Below are 14,587 nucleotides of genomic sequence, written 5' to 3'. Positions count from 1 at the left end.
GCGCCTGTCCGCTGCCGAGGATCCCGCGCTGCGCGAGCTCGAGTCGCGCGTGGGCGAAGCCGTGGCGGTGCTCGCGGACGTCGGTGGTGAGCTCGGCAGCTATCTGGACCGGCTGGACGCCGATCCGGCGCGCTTGGAGCAGGTGCTGGCGCGGCAGTCCGAGCTCAAGCAGCTGACGAAGAAGTACGCGGCGGACGTGGACGGCGTTCTGGAGTGGGCGGAGGACGCCCGCGCCCGACTGTCCGGAATGGACACTTCCGAGGAAGCGCTGGCGGCGCTGGCCGCGCGCCGCGACGAGCTCGCCGCGGAACTGGCCGAGCTCGCCGTCGAGCTGACCGAAGCGCGGCAGGAGGCCGCGGTCGGACTCTCGGCTGCGGTGTCCGAGGAGCTGGACGGTCTGGCCATGGCGCAGGCCCGGCTCGAGGTCGTGGTCCAGCCGAAGTCGGCCGAGGCCGGCGATCCGAACGCGTTGCAGGTGCGGGGCAAGAGCGTGCACGCGGGCCCGGAGGGCGTGGACGAGGTCGAGCTCCAGCTGATCGCGCACTCCGGCGCGCCGGCGCTGCCGATCCACAAGGGCGCCTCCGGTGGTGAGCTGTCCCGGGTGATGCTGGCGCTGGAGGTCGTGCTGGCCGACGCCGACACCGTGCCCACGCTGGTCTTCGACGAGGTCGACGCCGGGGTCGGCGGTCGTGCCGCGGTGGAGATCGGGCGGCGGTTGGCGCGGTTGGCCCGCACCCACCAGGTCGTCGTCGTCACGCACCTGCCGCAGGTCGCCGCCTACGCCGACCGGCACCTGGTGGTGGACAAGGGGAGCGCCGACGGCGGGCTGACCAAGAGCGACGTGCGGGTGGTGGCCGACGAGCGGCGAGTGGTCGAGCTGGCGCGGATGCTGGCCGGGATGGACTCCACCGAGACCGGTCGCGCGCACGCCGAGGAGCTGCTGAACACCGCGACCGCGTACAAGCTGGCCCAGGAGCGCTTCCGGCGGAAGAAACCGGCCAAGAAGAAGGCGAAGAGCGCGAAGTAGCCGGAAAACCGGCTGAATTTCCCGCTGGGCTATTTGGCCGAACATTTTCTGCTCCGGGTGGACCAGAGGTCTCGGCGTGGCGGACCGACTTCGGGTGATCGGTTTGTCACCATCGGTGCATGAAACTCAGCGGTCTGCTTGCTCGCCAGCAGGGCAACCTGCCCGGCCTGGTCGGGGTCGCCCGGATCGAGCGCCGCTCGGACGACGTGCTGCGCCGGGTGCGCACCGGCGACATCGCGGTGATCGACCACGCCGACCTGGACCGGCGCACGGCTGAAGCGCTGGTCTCGGCCGGTGTGGTCGGGGTGGTCAACGCCGCGCCGTCGATCTCCGGGCGCTACCCGAACCTCGGGCCTGAGGTGCTGCTGTCGGCCGGGATCGTGCTGGTCGACGGGGTTGGCGCCGAGCTCGCGCGCCAGATCAAGGACGGCGCGAAGATCCGGCTGCACGAGGGCGGGGTGTTCGTCGGCGAGCGGGAGGTCGGTCGCGGGACGGCGCAGGACGCCGACTCGGTCGCGGACCTGCTCATCGAGGCCAAGGCCGGGATGTCGGCGCAGCTGGAGGCGTTCTCCGCGAACACCATCGAGTTCCTGCGCCGGGAGCGGACGCTCATCCTGGACGGCATCGGCGTGCCGGAGCTGAGCATGTCGTTGGAGGACCGGCAGGTCCTCGTGCTGGCGCCGGGCTACGGCCACGCCGACGACCTCAAGCGGCTGCGCAAGTACATCCGCGAGTACCGGCCGGTGCTGATCGGCGTCGAGTCCGGGGCGGACGTGCTGCGCGAGGCCGGGTACAAGCCGGACATCATCGTGGCCGATCCGGACATCATCAGCACCGACACCCTCAAGTGCGGTGCCGAGCTGGTGATCCCCGCGCACCTGGACGGGCACGCTCCCGGGTTGGAGCGCATACAGGACCTCGGCATCGGCGCGGTGACCTTCCCAGCTTCCGGCAACCCGGAGGACCTGGCGCTGCTGCTGGCCGACGCGCACAAGGCGAGCCTGGTGGTCACGGTCGGCTTCCACGCGACGCTCGGCGAGTTCCTGGACAGCGGGCGCTCCGGTTCCAACCCGTCGACCTTCCTGACCCGGCTGCGGATGGGCAGCAAGATCATCGACGGGCGGGCGGTGGCCGCGCTGCAGCGCAGCCGGACGCCGACCAGCGCCGTCGTGCTGATGATCGTCGCGGTGCTGCTGGTGGTGGTCGTGGCGCTGCTGGTCTCCGGTCTGGGCACCGCATTCATGAACGTTCTCGCCGACACCGGCGGCCAGGTGGCGGCATACTTCAAGGGGCTTTTCACGTGATCTCGATGCGGTATCACATCGTGTCGATCGCCGCGGTCTTCCTCGCGCTGGCGGTCGGTGTGGTGCTCGGTTCGACCTCGATGAGCGACCGGCTGCTGGCCGGGGTCGGCGACGAGCGGGACTCGTTGCAGGGGCAGGTCGAGCGGCTCAACGCCGAGCGCACCGACCTCAAGGCGCAGGTCGCGGCCGCCGAGCAGTTCAACTCCGCGGTGGGGCCGATGGCCGTGCAGGGCCAGCTGGCGCAGCGCAGCGTGGTGCTCATCAGCTCGGCGGACGTGCCCGACCAGCAGCGGGAGGCGGTGTCGCAGCTGCTGCGCGACGCGGGCGCGGACCTGACCGGCGACGTGCGCCTGGGCGAGGGGTTCGCCGACCCGGACCGGGCCGACCAGCTGCGCCGCGTGGTCACCGAGCTGCTGCCCGCCGGGGTCCAGCTGCCCACGGCGGCCGACCCGGGCACCCTCGCCGGCGGCCTGATCGGCCCGCTGTCCCTGCTCAACCCGCAGACCGGGCAGCCGCAGACCGGTGACCCGGAGCGGGCTGCCGCGTTCTCGGGGCTGTCCGAAGGCGGCTTCGCCACCGCCTCGCCGGGGTTGCGGCCCGCGCAGCTGGCGGTGGTGCTGACCGGCGGTCGCATCGAGGGCGACAGCGCCGGGGACAAGGCGGCGACGCTGGCCCGGTTCGCCACCCAGATCGACCGCGCCGGGCAGGGCGCCGTGCTGGCCGGCGAGCTCGGTTCGGCCGACGGCACCGGGCCGGTCGGCGTGGTGCGGGCCGACCCGTCGATCGCGTCGAACCTGTCCACCGTGGACAACGCCGACAGCGCCTCGGGCCGGGTGGCGATCGTGATGGCCCTGCGCGAGCAGGCCGACCGGCAGGCGGGTCACTACGGAGTGGCGAGCAGCGCACAGGGACCGGTGCCGAGCACCCGCGGCTGAGCGGATCGGAGATCATCCGCCCGGATGGCGGTTGACCAGGACCTTCGGCGGTGGATCAGCAGTGGGGGTCACGGTGCGCGGCTCGGCTGACGTGCGTTAGGCTGGAATTCCGTGGGAGCGACGGATCCAGCCGTCCTGCCAGTGCAGAAATCCAGCCAGGCGACGGCTTGACCACGGGGAGCATTTGTTGGCGCCGCAAGCACGCACGATCAAGCACGTGTTCGTCACGGGAGGCGTTGCCTCCTCGTTGGGCAAGGGACTCACGGCCTCCAGCCTGGGCGAATTGCTGACCTCCCGCGGTCTGCGGGTGACGATGCAGAAGCTCGACCCCTACCTGAACGTCGACCCGGGAACGATGAACCCGTTCCAGCACGGCGAGGTGTTCGTCACCGAGGACGGTGCGGAGACCGACCTCGACATCGGGCACTACGAGCGGTTCCTGGACCGCGACCTGACCCGCAACGCCAACGTGACGACCGGCCAGGTGTACTCCGCGGTCATCGCCAAGGAGCGCCGCGGTGAGTACCTGGGCGACACGGTCCAGGTCATCCCGCACATCACCGACCAGATCAAGGCGCGGATCCGCGCGATGGCCGAGCCCGACGAGGACGGCCGCACCCCCGACGTGGTGATCACCGAGGTCGGCGGCACCGTCGGCGACATCGAGTCGCTGCCGTTCCTGGAGGCCTGCCGCCAGGTCCGCCACGACGTCGGCCGGGACAACTGCTTCTTCCTGCACGTCTCGCTGGTGCCGTACCTGGCGCCGTCGGGCGAGCTGAAGACCAAGCCGACCCAGCACTCGGTGGCCGCGCTGCGCAACATCGGCATCCAGCCCGACGCGCTGGTGTGCCGCTCCGACCGGGACCTGCCGGAGGACCTCAAGCGCAAGATCGCGCTGATGTGCGACGTCGACACCGACGGCGTGGTGGCCTGCCCGGACGCGCCGTCGATCTACGACATCCCGCGCGTGCTGCACAGCGAGGGCTTGGACGCCTACATGGTGCGGCGGCTCGGCCTGCCGTTCCGCGACGTGGACTGGTCGGTGTGGGGCGACCTGCTGGACCGGGTGCACAACCCGTCCGAGAAGGTGCGCATCGCGCTGGTCGGCAAGTACGTCGACCTGCCCGACGCCTACCTGTCGGTGACCGAGGCGCTGCGCGCCGGTGGTTTCGCGCACCGCGCCAAGGTGGAGATCACCTGGGTCGGGTCGGACACCTGCGAGACCGATTCCGGTGCCGCGCAGGCGCTGTCCGGCATGGACGGCGTGATGATCCCCGGCGGCTTCGGCGTGCGCGGCATCGAGGGCAAGCTCGGCGCCATCCGCTACGCCCGCACCCACGGCATCCCGGCGCTCGGGTTGTGCCTGGGCCTGCAGTGCATGGTGATCGAGGCGGCCCGGTCGCTGGCCGGGCTGGAGCAGGCCAACTCCGCGGAGTTCGAGGAGTCCTGCAAGCACCCGGTGATCAGCACCATGGCCGACCAGACCGACGTGGTCTCCGGTGACCGGGACATGGGCGGCACCATGCGCCTGGGCTCCTACCCGGCGAAGCTGCGCGCCGACTCGATCGTGGCCGAGGCCTACGGTTCGACCGAGGTGGACGAGCGGCACCGCCACCGCTACGAGGTGAACAACGCCTACCGCGACCGGCTGAGCAAGGCCGGCCTGGTGTTCTCCGGCACCTCGCCGGACGGCCGCTTGGTGGAGTTCGTGGAGCTGGCGCGCGAGGAGCACCCGTTCTTCGTGGGCACGCAGGCGCACCCGGAGCTGAAGAGCCGTCCGACGCGTCCGCACCCGCTGTTCGCCGCGTTCGTGAAGGCCGCGCTGGACTACCGCGCCGCCGAGCGGCTGCCGGTCGAGTTCGAGCCGGTCGAGGAGCCCGCGCCGAGCGCGTGACCCGCTGATCGTCGAAGCGCCGCCTGGTCGTGTCCGGACCGGGCGGCGCTTCGCCGTTCGCGGGGTGCGTTGTCCTCGACGTTCGCCGGGGCGTGCCGGTCGGCTCTAGGGTGGGCGGGTGGACATGACGGGAAGCGGTGTCGCGCGCACCAACGGCGAGCACGAGTTCACCACCCTGGCCAGCGAGGACGTCTACGTCGGCAAGATCCTCGCGTTGCGGGCCGACGAGGTCGGGATGCCCGGTGGCGGGCATGCGCGGCGCGAGGTCGTCGAGCACCTCGGTGCGGTGGCCGTGGTCGCGATCGACGAGCAGGACCAGGTGGTGCTGCTGCACCAGTACCGCTACCCGGTGGGGCGGCGGCTCTGGGAACTGCCCGCGGGTTTGCTGGACGTCGCCGGGGAGGACCCGGTGCGGACCGCGCAGCGGGAGCTGGTCGAAGAGGCCGGGGTCGCCGCGGCGGACTGGTCGGTCCTGGTGGACGTCGTGTCCTCGCCCGGCTTCACCGACGAGAGCATCCGGATCTTCCTGGCCACCGGACTGTCCGATGTGGACCGGCCGGAGGCGGTGGGGGACGAGGAGGCCGATCTGGTGATCCGGCGCGTGCCGTTCGCCGAAGCGGTCGACATGGTGCTTGCCGGGGAGATCGTGAACGCTCCGACGGTGTCGGGGCTGCTCGCCGCCCGAGCGGTGCGCGACGGTGCTCGTTCGGCCCGGCCCGTCGACGCCGAGTGGACGGACCGGCCGCAGCGGTTCCGCCGCCGGTTGTCCCGGTGAAGGGGCTCGAAGAACTGCCGTCCGAGCTGCGCGAAGCGATCGGCGGCTACCTCGACCACCTCGCGGTGGAGCGCGGGACCGCGCGCAGCACGCTGGACTCCTACGCCCGGGATCTGCGCCGGTACGGGGAATTCCTGGTCGGTGCGGGGATCTCCGGGCTCGCCGAAGTGCGCACCCAGCACCTCTCGGACTTCCTGGCCGAACTCCGGGAAGGCACCGAGGAGCGGCCGCCGCTCGCGTCGTCGTCGGCGGCGCGGGCTCTGGTCGCGGCTCGCGGGCTGCACAAGTTCGCGTACGCCGAGGGGAAGCTCGCGGTCGACGTGGCGCGCGAGGTCGCGCCGCCGAGCCTGCCGAAGCGGTTGCCGAAAGCGCTGTCCATCGGCGACGTCGGGACGCTGCTCGAGCACGCCGGGGGAGACGACGCCAAAGGGCTGCGGGACCAGGCGCTGCTGGAACTGCTGTACTCGACCGGCGCGCGGATCTCCGAAGCCGTCGGCCTGGACCTCGACGACGTCGACCGCACCGACCGCACCGTTCGGCTCGACGGCAAGGGCGGTCGCCAGCGGCTGGTGCCGGTCGGTCGTCCAGCGCTGGAAGCGCTCGACGCCTACTTGGTGCGCGCGCGGCCCGCGCTGGTCGCGCGGGGGCGGGGAAGCGCGGCGATCTTCGTGAACTCGCGCGGTGGCAGGCTTTCCCGGCAGAGCGCGTGGAACGCGTTGAAGACCGCGGCGAAGCGCGCCGGGATCGGCGGAGATGTTTCTCCCCACGTGCTGCGGCATTCCTTCGCCACGCACTTGATGGAAGGCGGCGCGGACGTCCGCGTGGTGCAGGAACTGCTCGGCCACGCCTCGGTGACCACGACCCAGGTCTACACGCTGGTCACCGTGAACGCGCTGCGCGAGGTCTACGCGACGGCCCACCCCCGCGCACACGCTTCGGGGTGAGTTGAGCGCGTTGCGGGTGCGGCGCGGGCGCATTGGCGGTAGACGTTGATCACACGGAGATCACAAAGAACTTCGGACACCTCGGCGAGGCACGTTGCCGCTGGTCGTGAATGCCACTTAGGCTGCCGTTGATCGCCACCGGTACAAAAGGAGTCTGATCGCCATGTCGCTACCGCAGCCCGCCGCCGACGGGCGGTCCCGGGGCGCGGTCGACCTGAGCATCGCCCCCGAGACGACGGGACACGCGGACGGCGCTGGTCTGGCGCCGAATTCCCGCGATCTCGGCCCCACCGGTCGACCGCTCCGGCGCATCCCGGAACCGCCGCTGCTGGACCGGCACGGTCCCGCCGCCGTGCTCGCGATGTGCAACCAGAAGGGCGGGGTGGGCAAGACCACGTCCACCATCAACCTCGGTGCATCCCTGGCGGAGTACGGACGCCGGGTGCTGCTGGTGGACTTCGATCCGCAGGGCGCGCTCTCGGTCGGCCTTGGCGTCCAGCCCCACCAGCTGGACCAGACGATCTACAACGTGATCATGGAGCGCTCGGTCAACGTCCAGGACGTGGTGCGCCGGACCACCGTCGAGGGCATGGACCTGCTGCCCAGCAACATCGACCTGTCCGCGGCCGAGGTGCAGCTGGTGGCCGAGGTCGGCCGGGAGCAGACCCTGCACCGGGTGCTCTACCCCGCGCTGGCCGACTACGACTACATCCTGGTGGACTGCCAGCCGTCGCTGGGCCTGCTGACGGTCAACGCGCTGGCCGCCGCCGACGGCGTGATCATCCCGCTGGAGTGCGAGTTCTTCAGCCTGCGCGGGGTGGCGCTGCTGATCGACACCATCGAGAAGGTGCGGGAGCGGCTGAACCCGAAGCTGGAGATCAGCGGAATACTGGCCACCATGTTCGACCCGCGCACGCTGCACTCCCGCGAGGTCATGGCGCGCGTGGTGGAGGCGTTCGGCGACGTCGTGTTCGACTCGGTGATCAACCGCACGGTCCGGTTCCCGGAGACCACGGTCGCCGGGGAGCCGATCACCAGGTGGGCGCCGCGCTCGGCCGGGGCCCAGGCCTACCGGGCGCTGGCCCGCGAGGTGATCGCCAGATGACTCGGCGGGCCGCCCTGCCCGGAGCCGCCGAACTGTTCCGTACTACTGTTCCTCGAGCGGATCACGCCGCCGCACCGGAACCGGAGCCGGCCGCACCCGCCCGTTCCGGGCGGTCCGAGCGGTCCGGATCGGGTCGGCGCAAGCACGACGCGAAGATCACCGTGTACGTCTCCGACGAGGAGTTGCTGGGCTTGGAGCAGGCGCGACTGGCATTGCGGGCCGACCACGGCATCGCCGTGGACCGGGGTCGAGTGGTGCGGGAAGCGGTTGCGCTGGTGCTGGCCGACCTCGACGAGCGGGGTGCTGATTCGGAGCTGGTCCGCCGCCTGCGGGAGTCCGGCGAGTGACCGAACCCGCTGCCGAGGAGGAGCAGGTACCCGGGGATTCCGGCAGCAGCGGCAAGTTCACCGTCCGCCTGGAGAACTTCGAAGGCCCCTTCGACCTGCTGCTGCAGCTGATCTCGCAGCACCAGCTGGACGTCACCGAGGTGGCGTTGCACAAGGTCACCGACGAGTTCATCGCCTACACCCGAGCGCTGGGCGAGCAGTGGGACCTCGACGAGACCACCGAGTTCCTGCTGATCGCTGCGACCCTGCTCGACCTCAAAGCGGCCCGGCTGCTGCCCGCGGCCGACGTGGAGGACGAGGCCGACCTGGCGCTGCTGGAAGCTCGCGACCTGCTGTTCGCGCGGCTGCTGCAGTACCGCGCGTACAAGCAGGTGGCGGCGCTGTTCGGCGAGCTCGAAGCCGGGGCGCTGCGGCGCTACCCGCGCTCGGTGTCGTTGGAGGAGCGCTTCGAGAACCTGCTGCCGGAAGTGCAGATCGGGGTCGAGGCGCAGCGGTTCGCCGAGGTCGCGGCCGCGGTGTTCCGGCCGAAGCCGCCGCCCACCGTGTCGCTGGACCACATCCACCAGCACGGGGTTTCGGTCCGCGAGCACGCGGCGCTGCTGCGGGTGCGGTTGGCGGAGAAGGGCAGCGCCACCTTCCCGGAGCTGACCTCGGACTGCGGGCACACCGTCGAGGTGGTGGCCAGGTTCTTGGCGCTGCTGGAGCTCTACCGCGAGAAGGTGCTGCAGTTCGAGCAGGAGACGCCGCTGGGCGAACTGGTCGTGCGGTGGGTGGGCGGCAGCGTCGACCAGGCGAAGGTCGATGCCGAGGCGCAGCGCGCCAGCGCAGAGGAAGAGGAGTACGGATGAGCGGCGAGTTGGAGCCGCAGCCCGCGGTCGAGGACGCGGCCGAGCCCGTGGCGGAGCCCGCGGTCGAGCCCGAAACGCCGGGTGAGGCGGAGGCCGGCGACGAGGCGATCGAGACTTCGAGCGCACCGGACCTGACGTCCGATGACGCGCTCGACGCCGCGCTGGAGGCGTTGCTGCTGGTGGTGGACGTGCCCGCCGGTGAGGAACTGCTGGCCGACACCCTGGAGCAGCCGGTCCGGCGGATCCGCCAGGCGCTGCGGCGGCTGTCCGAGAGCTACGCCGAAGCCGAGCGCGGCATCGACCTGCGCCGCGTCGGCGACGGGTGGCGGTTCTACACGCGGGAGACCTACGCGCCCTACGTCGAGCGCTACCTGCTCGACGGGCAGCGCTCGAAGCTGACCCGCGCCGCGCTGGAGACGCTGGCCGTCATCGCCTACCGGCAGCCCGTGACCCGCTCGCGGGTGGCGGCCGTACGGGGTGTGAACGTCGACGGCGTCATCCGTACCCTGGTGGGGCGCGGCCTTATCGAAGAGGCCGGGACCGACCCGGAGACGGGCGGCAACCTGTACTGCACGACGGAGCTGTTCCTGGAGCGGCTGGGCCTGTCGTCGCTGAAGGATCTGCCGCCGCTCGCCCCATTGCTGCCCGAAGTGGATTCGATCGATGACGTCTGAGAACCGCCCGTCCAACGCCGCCGAGGAAGGCGTGCGCCTGCAGAAAGTGCTGTCCCAGGCCGGTGTGGCCTCGCGGCGCGCGGCCGAGGAGATGATCGTCGAGGGGCGCATCGAGGTCAACGGCGAGGTCGTCATGGAACTCGGTCGCCGCGTCGACCCGGCGACCGCGGTGATCCACGTCGACGGCAGCCGGATCATGGTCAACAACAACCTGACCCACCTGCTGCTCAACAAGCCGCGCGGCATCCTGTGCACCATGTCCGACGACAAGGGGCGCCCGTGCATCGGTGACTACCTGCGGGAGCGCGAGGGCAAGCTGTTCCACGTCGGGCGGCTGGACCAGGACACCGAGGGCCTGCTGCTGATCACCAACGACGGCGAGCTGGCCAACCGGCTGATGCACCCGTCCTACCAGGTGCGCAAGACCTACATGGCCGAGGTCATCGGCCCGGTCCCGAAGGAGCTGGGCCAGCAGCTGCGCGACGGCGTGGAGCTGGAGGACGGTCTGGTGAAGGTGGACCGCTTCAAGGTCGTCGACACCAACCAGAACCGCGCGCTGGTCGAGATCGTGCTGCACGAGGGCCGCAACCGCATCGTGCGCCGACTGCTCAAGCACGTCGGTCACCCGGTGCAGCGCCTGGTGCGCACCCGCATCGGCGACGTCCGCCTGACCACGGAGCGCCAGGGCGCGATCCGTCCGCTCAACCAGCAGGAAGTCGGCTCGCTGTACCGCATCGTCGGCATGTGATCCGCGCAGTGCAAGAGGCCGCCGAGCTCCTCGGAGATCGGCGGCCTCTTCGCCTTCTCAGGCCTTGGGGGTGGCGGTGCGCTTGACGAACAGGCGGGCCACCGGCTCCACGACCCGAGCCGCGACCGGACCGAGGATCGCCATCAGCAGCACGTAGGCCGTGGCCAGCGCGGCCAGTTCACCGGACACCGCGCCCGAGGCCACCGCCAGTCCGGCGATGACGATGGAGAACTCACCGCGAGCCACCAGCGCGGCACCGGCCCGGGCTCGACCCATCCGGCCCACGCCCTGCATCTGCGCGGCGATCCAGCCGGTGAGGATCTTCGTCGCCGCGGTGATCACCGCCAGCGCCAGCGCCACCGGCAGCACCGGCGGGATCTCTGCGGGGTCGGTGTTCAACCCGAACACCACGAAGAACAGCGCGGCGAACAGGTCGCGCAGCGGCTCCAGCATCCGGGTGGCGTTCGCCGCGGTCGAACCGGAGATCGCGATGCCCAGCAGGAACGAGCCGACCGCGGCCGAGACCTGCAGCTCGGAGGCGATGCCTGCGACCAGCAGGGCCGAACCCAGCAGCCGCAGCAGGAAGACCTCGGGGTCCGGGCTGTCGATCAGCGCTGAGACGTACTTGCCGAACTTCAGCGCGATCACCAGCACCAGGGTGATCACCACCAGCGACACCCCGACCGCGGTGAGCCCGCCGAGGAAGCTGACCCCGGCCAGCAGGGCGGTCAGGATGGGCAGGTAGACGGCCATCGCCAGGTCTTCGAAGACCAGGATCGACAGGATCACCGGAGTTTCCCGGTTGCCCAGTCGACCCAGGTCCCCGAGGACCTTCGCGACGATGCCGGACGAGGAGATGTAGGTGACACCGGCCATGGTCAGCGCGCCGATCGGGCCCCAGCCCAGCATCAGCGCGACCACCGCGCCGGGAATCGCGTTGAGCGCGATGTCGATCAGGCCCGCTAACCACGAGCGGCGCAGCCCGGTGACCAGTTCGCCCGCGGAGTACTCCAGACCCAGCAGCAGCAGGAGGAGGACCACGCCGATCTCGGAGGCCAGGTGGGTGAACGGTTCTATGCCGTGGAGCGGGACCAGCCCACCCGTGCCGAACGCGAGTCCGCCCAGCAGGTAGAGCGGGATCGGGGAAACCCCGATTTTCCAGGCGAGCCTGCCGAGCACGCCGAGACCGAAGAAAACCGCGCCGAGCTCGATCAACGAGATCGCCGTGTCGTGCACCGTGGTGTTTCCTCTCGCGTGTTACTGCGTATGGAGTTGTCCTGTGGGATCAGCACGCGCGGAACGCCGTTGGCCACGCGTGTCCCGGTCGGTGACCGGGAAGGCGGAGCGGGCTGGGATCAGCCCTTCTCCAGGATTTCGCTGGCCGCCTTCAGGCCCGTGCTGGTGCCCACGACGACGACCAGGTCGCCGCCGGCGAACTCGAAGTCCGGGCGGGGCGAGGCGTGCACGGTGCCGTCGCGGACCACCGCGACGATCGACACCGACGTGCGGGTGCGCATCTCGGTGTCGCCGAGGCTGCGGCCGTCGTAGGGCGAACCCGGTGCGAGCGGCAGCTGCCAGGTGGTGACCCCGGTGACCTCGCGCTGCTGTTCGGAGAGCTTCGCGACCAGCTGCGGAGCGCCCAGCAGGTTCGCCAGTGCGCTGGTCTCGGCGGTGGTCAGGTCGACCGAGGCGGCGACCTTGTCCGGGTCTTCGTGGTCGGAGACGATCAGCTCGAACCGGCCGTCCCGGTAGGTGATCACACCGATGCGGTGGCCGGAGCGGGTGGTGAAGTCCTGCTGCGTGCCGAGTCCCGGCAGCGGAGTCACTGTTACGTCCACCCATCCACCATATTCGGTGATCCATCCCTTTCGTCCGCCAGTTCGGGTGGATCGGGATGCGATTGGGACCCGTGGCCGGGGACCAGGCAGAATGGACGGTTGGTCCGGCCGCTGGCCGGGTGCGGCGACGAGCAGGAGGAAGAGCACGTGGCACACGCCAAGCTCCGCGGTGTGGTGGCCCTCGACGGTCCGTCGGGCACCGGCAAGTCGACGGTGTCGCGCAAGTTGGCGTCGGCGCTGGGGGCGATCTACCTCGACACCGGTGCGATGTACCGCGCCGTGACGCTGGCCGTGCTGCGCGCGCAGGTCGAGCCGTCGGACGTGGCCGAGGTCGTGCGGGTGGTGCGCGCGGCTGAGCTGACCATGGGCACCGACCCGGAGCGGCCCTCGGTGCTGCTCGACGGTCAGGACGTCGGCCAGGAGATCCGCGGTCCCGAGGTGACCGGCGCGGTGTCGGCGGTGTCCGCGGTCGCCGAGGTGCGGGACCAGCTGGTCGCGCTGCAGCGCGAGCTGATCGGCCAGGCGCTGTCCGAGCCCGGCGGCATCGTGGTCGAAGGCCGCGACATCGGCACCGTCGTGGTGCCCGACGCCGGGCTGAAGGTCTACCTGACGGCTTCCTCGTCCGCCCGCGCTCAGCGGCGCACCGCACAGGACGTCTCCGAGGGCCGGACCGGCGACCTGGACCGCACGCACGCCGACGTGCAGCGCCGGGACGCGTTGGACTCCGGGCGCAAGGTGGCGCCACTGCGCAAGGCGGATGACGCGCTGGAGCTGGACACCACTGAACTGGACGTGGCGGGCGTGCTCGAGCAGCTGCACAAGCACGTCGAGAGCCGCGGCCTGCTGACCGACGGGGGACCGGCATGAGCGATCAGACCCTGCCCGAGGGCGCCTCGCCCCGGATGCACCGGTTCGGCCAGTGGATCTCGCGGCGGATCGTGCGGATTCCCTTCCGGGTGCACGTCCACGGGGTCGAGCGGATCCCGCGCACCGGCCCGGTGGTGATGGTGGCCAACCACAGCTCGCTGCTGGACGGGCCGCTGCTGATCGGAATGCTGCCGCGCAACGCGGTGTTCCTGATCAAGCAGGAGATGTTCAAGGGCCCGCTGGGCTGGTTCCTGCGCCAGATCGGGCAGATCGGGGTGCGGCGCGGTGAAGCCGACCGCACGCCGCTGCTGACCGCGGTGCGGGTCCTCAAGGCGGGCGGGCTGGTCGGGGTGTTCCCCGAAGGCACCCGCGGGTCCGGTGACGTGGAGAACGCGCAGCACGGCGCGGCCTGGTTGGCGCGGGCCTCCGGTGCCCAGGTGCTGCCGGTCGCCGTCCGGGGCACGCGGCGTCCGGAAGGGCGGGGCCGTAGGCTTCTGCCCAGGATCGACGTGCTGTTCGGCGAGCCGGTCGCGCTGCCCGCAGGCAAGGGCCGCACCGGCCTGGTCTCCGCGACCGAAGCGGTGCGCAACGAACTGGTCGAGCTGATCGCCGAACTGGACCGGCTGGTCGCCGACCACCGCGAAGACGATGTGAGAGGGAAACGAGCGTGACCGACGAGTCGCTGGAAGGCCTGGACGGCACGTGGTCCGACGAGACCGAGTGGGCCGAGTTCGACGGGGTCGCCGGCCCCGAGGACGCCGCACCGCCGGTTCCGCAGCCGGTGCTGGCCGTGGTCGGCCGCCCCAACGTGGGCAAGTCCACGCTGGTCAACCGGTTGTTGGGTCGTCGTGAGGCCGTCGTGCAGGACACCCCCGGAGTGACCCGGGACCGGGTGGCCTACGACGCGCTGTGGAACGGCCGCCGGTTCACGGTGGTCGACACCGGCGGCTGGGAGCCCGACGCCAAGGGGATGATGGCCTCGGTGGCCGCGCAGGCCGAACTGGCCATGCACACCGCTGACGCGATCCTGCTGGTGGTCGACTCCCGCGTGGGCCCGACCGAGACCGAGGAAGCCGTGGCCAAGGTGCTGCGCCGCTCCAAGCGGCCGGTGCTGCTGGCCGCGAACAAGGTCGACGACCAGCGCGGGGTGGCCGACGTGCACTCCCTGTGGTCGCTGGGCCTGGGCGAGCCGATGCCGGTCAGCGCGCTGCACGGCCGCGGCTCCGGTGACCTGCTCGACGCCGTGCTGGAGGTCTTCCCGGAGACCCCGCGGGAGGTGTT

General features: G+C 71.1%; 16 protein-coding genes. 14 read left to right on the top strand and 2 right to left on the bottom strand.

All coding sequences use genetic code 11. The features are described 5' to 3' along the window. From ABTZ89_RS23415 to ABTZ89_RS23365, 11 genes are all read left to right on the top strand, one after another. Nucleotides 1–1,027, top strand: a 1,027-nt coding sequence (locus ABTZ89_RS23415) for a DNA repair protein RecN (protein ID WP_502949589.1), incomplete at its 5' end; no start/stop codon positions are given. 119 nt (nt 1,028–1,146) lie between these two features. Further along, a complete protein-coding gene (gene steA, locus ABTZ89_RS23410; protein ID WP_270954106.1) occupies nt 1,147–2,331 on the top strand; it encodes a putative cytokinetic ring protein SteA in 1,185 nt (394 codons plus the stop codon). Beyond that, nucleotides 2,328–3,266 (top strand): copper transporter, encoded by a 939-nt coding sequence (locus ABTZ89_RS23405; protein WP_270954104.1) that lies wholly within the window; start codon nt 2,328–2,330, stop codon nt 3,264–3,266. Before steA ends, ABTZ89_RS23405 begins: the two co-directional genes overlap by 4 nt. A 187-nt stretch (nt 3,267–3,453) precedes the next feature. Continuing rightward, entirely contained in the window at nt 3,454–5,160 is a 1,707-nt protein-coding gene (gene pyrG, locus ABTZ89_RS23400; RefSeq protein ID WP_270954103.1) for a CTP synthase, read from the top strand. A 124-nt stretch (nt 5,161–5,284) separates the two neighbouring features. Then, nucleotides 5,285–5,935 carry an NUDIX domain-containing protein gene (locus ABTZ89_RS23395; protein WP_270954115.1) on the top strand — a complete coding sequence of 217 codons (651 nt, stop codon included), beginning with the start codon at nt 5,285–5,287 and terminating at the stop codon, nt 5,933–5,935. Then, on the top strand, nt 5,932–6,879 hold the full coding sequence (gene xerD / locus ABTZ89_RS23390) for a site-specific tyrosine recombinase XerD (RefSeq protein ID WP_351048201.1): 948 nt from the start codon (nt 5,932–5,934) through the stop codon (nt 6,877–6,879). The genes ABTZ89_RS23395 and xerD overlap by 4 nt, the downstream gene beginning before the upstream one ends. Nucleotides 6,880–7,042: 163 nt before the next feature. After that, on the top strand, nt 7,043–7,984 hold the full coding sequence (locus tag ABTZ89_RS23385) for a ParA family protein (RefSeq protein ID WP_270954101.1): 942 nt from the start codon (nt 7,043–7,045) through the stop codon (nt 7,982–7,984). Further along, on the top strand, nt 7,981–8,331 hold the full coding sequence (locus tag ABTZ89_RS23380) for a hypothetical protein (protein WP_270954100.1): 351 nt from the start codon (nt 7,981–7,983) through the stop codon (nt 8,329–8,331). Before ABTZ89_RS23385 ends, ABTZ89_RS23380 begins: the two co-directional genes overlap by 4 nt. Continuing rightward, nucleotides 8,328–9,179, top strand: a complete 852-nt coding sequence (locus tag ABTZ89_RS23375; protein WP_351048197.1) for a segregation and condensation protein A — start codon at nt 8,328–8,330, stop codon at nt 9,177–9,179. The genes ABTZ89_RS23380 and ABTZ89_RS23375 overlap by 4 nt, the downstream gene beginning before the upstream one ends. Beyond that, nucleotides 9,176–9,853, top strand: a complete 678-nt coding sequence (gene scpB / locus ABTZ89_RS23370) for an SMC-Scp complex subunit ScpB (protein ID WP_351048194.1) — start codon at nt 9,176–9,178, stop codon at nt 9,851–9,853. Before ABTZ89_RS23375 ends, scpB begins: the two co-directional genes overlap by 4 nt. Then, on the top strand, nt 9,843–10,601 hold the full coding sequence (locus tag ABTZ89_RS23365) for a pseudouridine synthase (RefSeq protein WP_270946870.1): 759 nt from the start codon (nt 9,843–9,845) through the stop codon (nt 10,599–10,601). The genes scpB and ABTZ89_RS23365 overlap by 11 nt, the downstream gene beginning before the upstream one ends. A 57-nt stretch (nt 10,602–10,658) precedes the next feature. Here the strand turns inward: ABTZ89_RS23365 and ABTZ89_RS23360 are convergent, their stop codons facing one another. Both ABTZ89_RS23360 and ABTZ89_RS23355 read right to left on the bottom strand, forming a co-directional pair. After that, nucleotides 10,659–11,837 (bottom strand): cation:proton antiporter, encoded by a 1,179-nt coding sequence (locus tag ABTZ89_RS23360; RefSeq protein ID WP_270946869.1) that lies wholly within the window; start codon nt 11,835–11,837, stop codon nt 10,659–10,661. A gap of 119 nt (nt 11,838–11,956) precedes the next feature. After that, on the bottom strand, nt 11,957–12,439 hold the full coding sequence (locus ABTZ89_RS23355) for a cation:proton antiporter regulatory subunit (protein WP_270946868.1): 483 nt from the start codon (nt 12,437–12,439) through the stop codon (nt 11,957–11,959). Between the two features lie 147 nt (nt 12,440–12,586). On the opposite strand from ABTZ89_RS23355, the gene cmk reads away from it, so the two are divergent. The 3 genes from cmk to ABTZ89_RS23340 all read left to right on the top strand — a co-directional run. Then, nucleotides 12,587–13,306, top strand: a complete 720-nt coding sequence (gene cmk / locus ABTZ89_RS23350; RefSeq protein ID WP_270946879.1) for a (d)CMP kinase — start codon at nt 12,587–12,589, stop codon at nt 13,304–13,306. Further along, nucleotides 13,303–13,977, top strand: coding sequence for a lysophospholipid acyltransferase family protein (locus ABTZ89_RS23345; protein ID WP_351048189.1), 675 nt, complete (start codon nt 13,303–13,305; stop codon nt 13,975–13,977). Before cmk ends, ABTZ89_RS23345 begins: the two co-directional genes overlap by 4 nt. Then, a partial coding sequence (locus ABTZ89_RS23340; protein WP_351048186.1) for a GTPase occupies nt 13,974–14,587 on the top strand: 614 nt, incomplete at its 3' end. The genes ABTZ89_RS23345 and ABTZ89_RS23340, both read left to right, overlap by 4 nt.

Source organism: Saccharopolyspora sp. NPDC002686 (assembly GCF_040295745.1).
Taxonomy (GTDB): Bacteria; Actinomycetota; Actinomycetes; order Mycobacteriales; family Pseudonocardiaceae; genus Saccharopolyspora; species Saccharopolyspora oryzae.
The sequence above is the reverse complement of the archived record's forward strand: the minus strand, read 5'-3'. Positions and strand labels throughout refer to the sequence as shown.

Bases quoted from the DNA above. Each gene is read 5' to 3' on its own strand.
- steA (WP_270954106.1), top strand. From the start codon at position 1,147: ATGAAACTCAGCGGTCTGCTTGCTCGCCAGCAGGGCAACCTGCCCGGC.
- ABTZ89_RS23395 (WP_270954115.1), top strand. From the start codon at position 5,285: ATGACGGGAAGCGGTGTCGCGCGCACCAACGGCGAGCACGAGTTCACC.
- ABTZ89_RS23385 (WP_270954101.1), top strand. From the start codon at position 7,043: ATGTCGCTACCGCAGCCCGCCGCCGACGGGCGGTCCCGGGGCGCGGTC.
- ABTZ89_RS23380 (WP_270954100.1), top strand. From the start codon at position 7,981: ATGACTCGGCGGGCCGCCCTGCCCGGAGCCGCCGAACTGTTCCGTACT.
- scpB (WP_351048194.1), top strand. From the start codon at position 9,176: ATGAGCGGCGAGTTGGAGCCGCAGCCCGCGGTCGAGGACGCGGCCGAG.
- ABTZ89_RS23365 (WP_270946870.1), top strand. From the start codon at position 9,843: ATGACGTCTGAGAACCGCCCGTCCAACGCCGCCGAGGAAGGCGTGCGC.
- ABTZ89_RS23345 (WP_351048189.1), top strand. From the start codon at position 13,303: ATGAGCGATCAGACCCTGCCCGAGGGCGCCTCGCCCCGGATGCACCGG.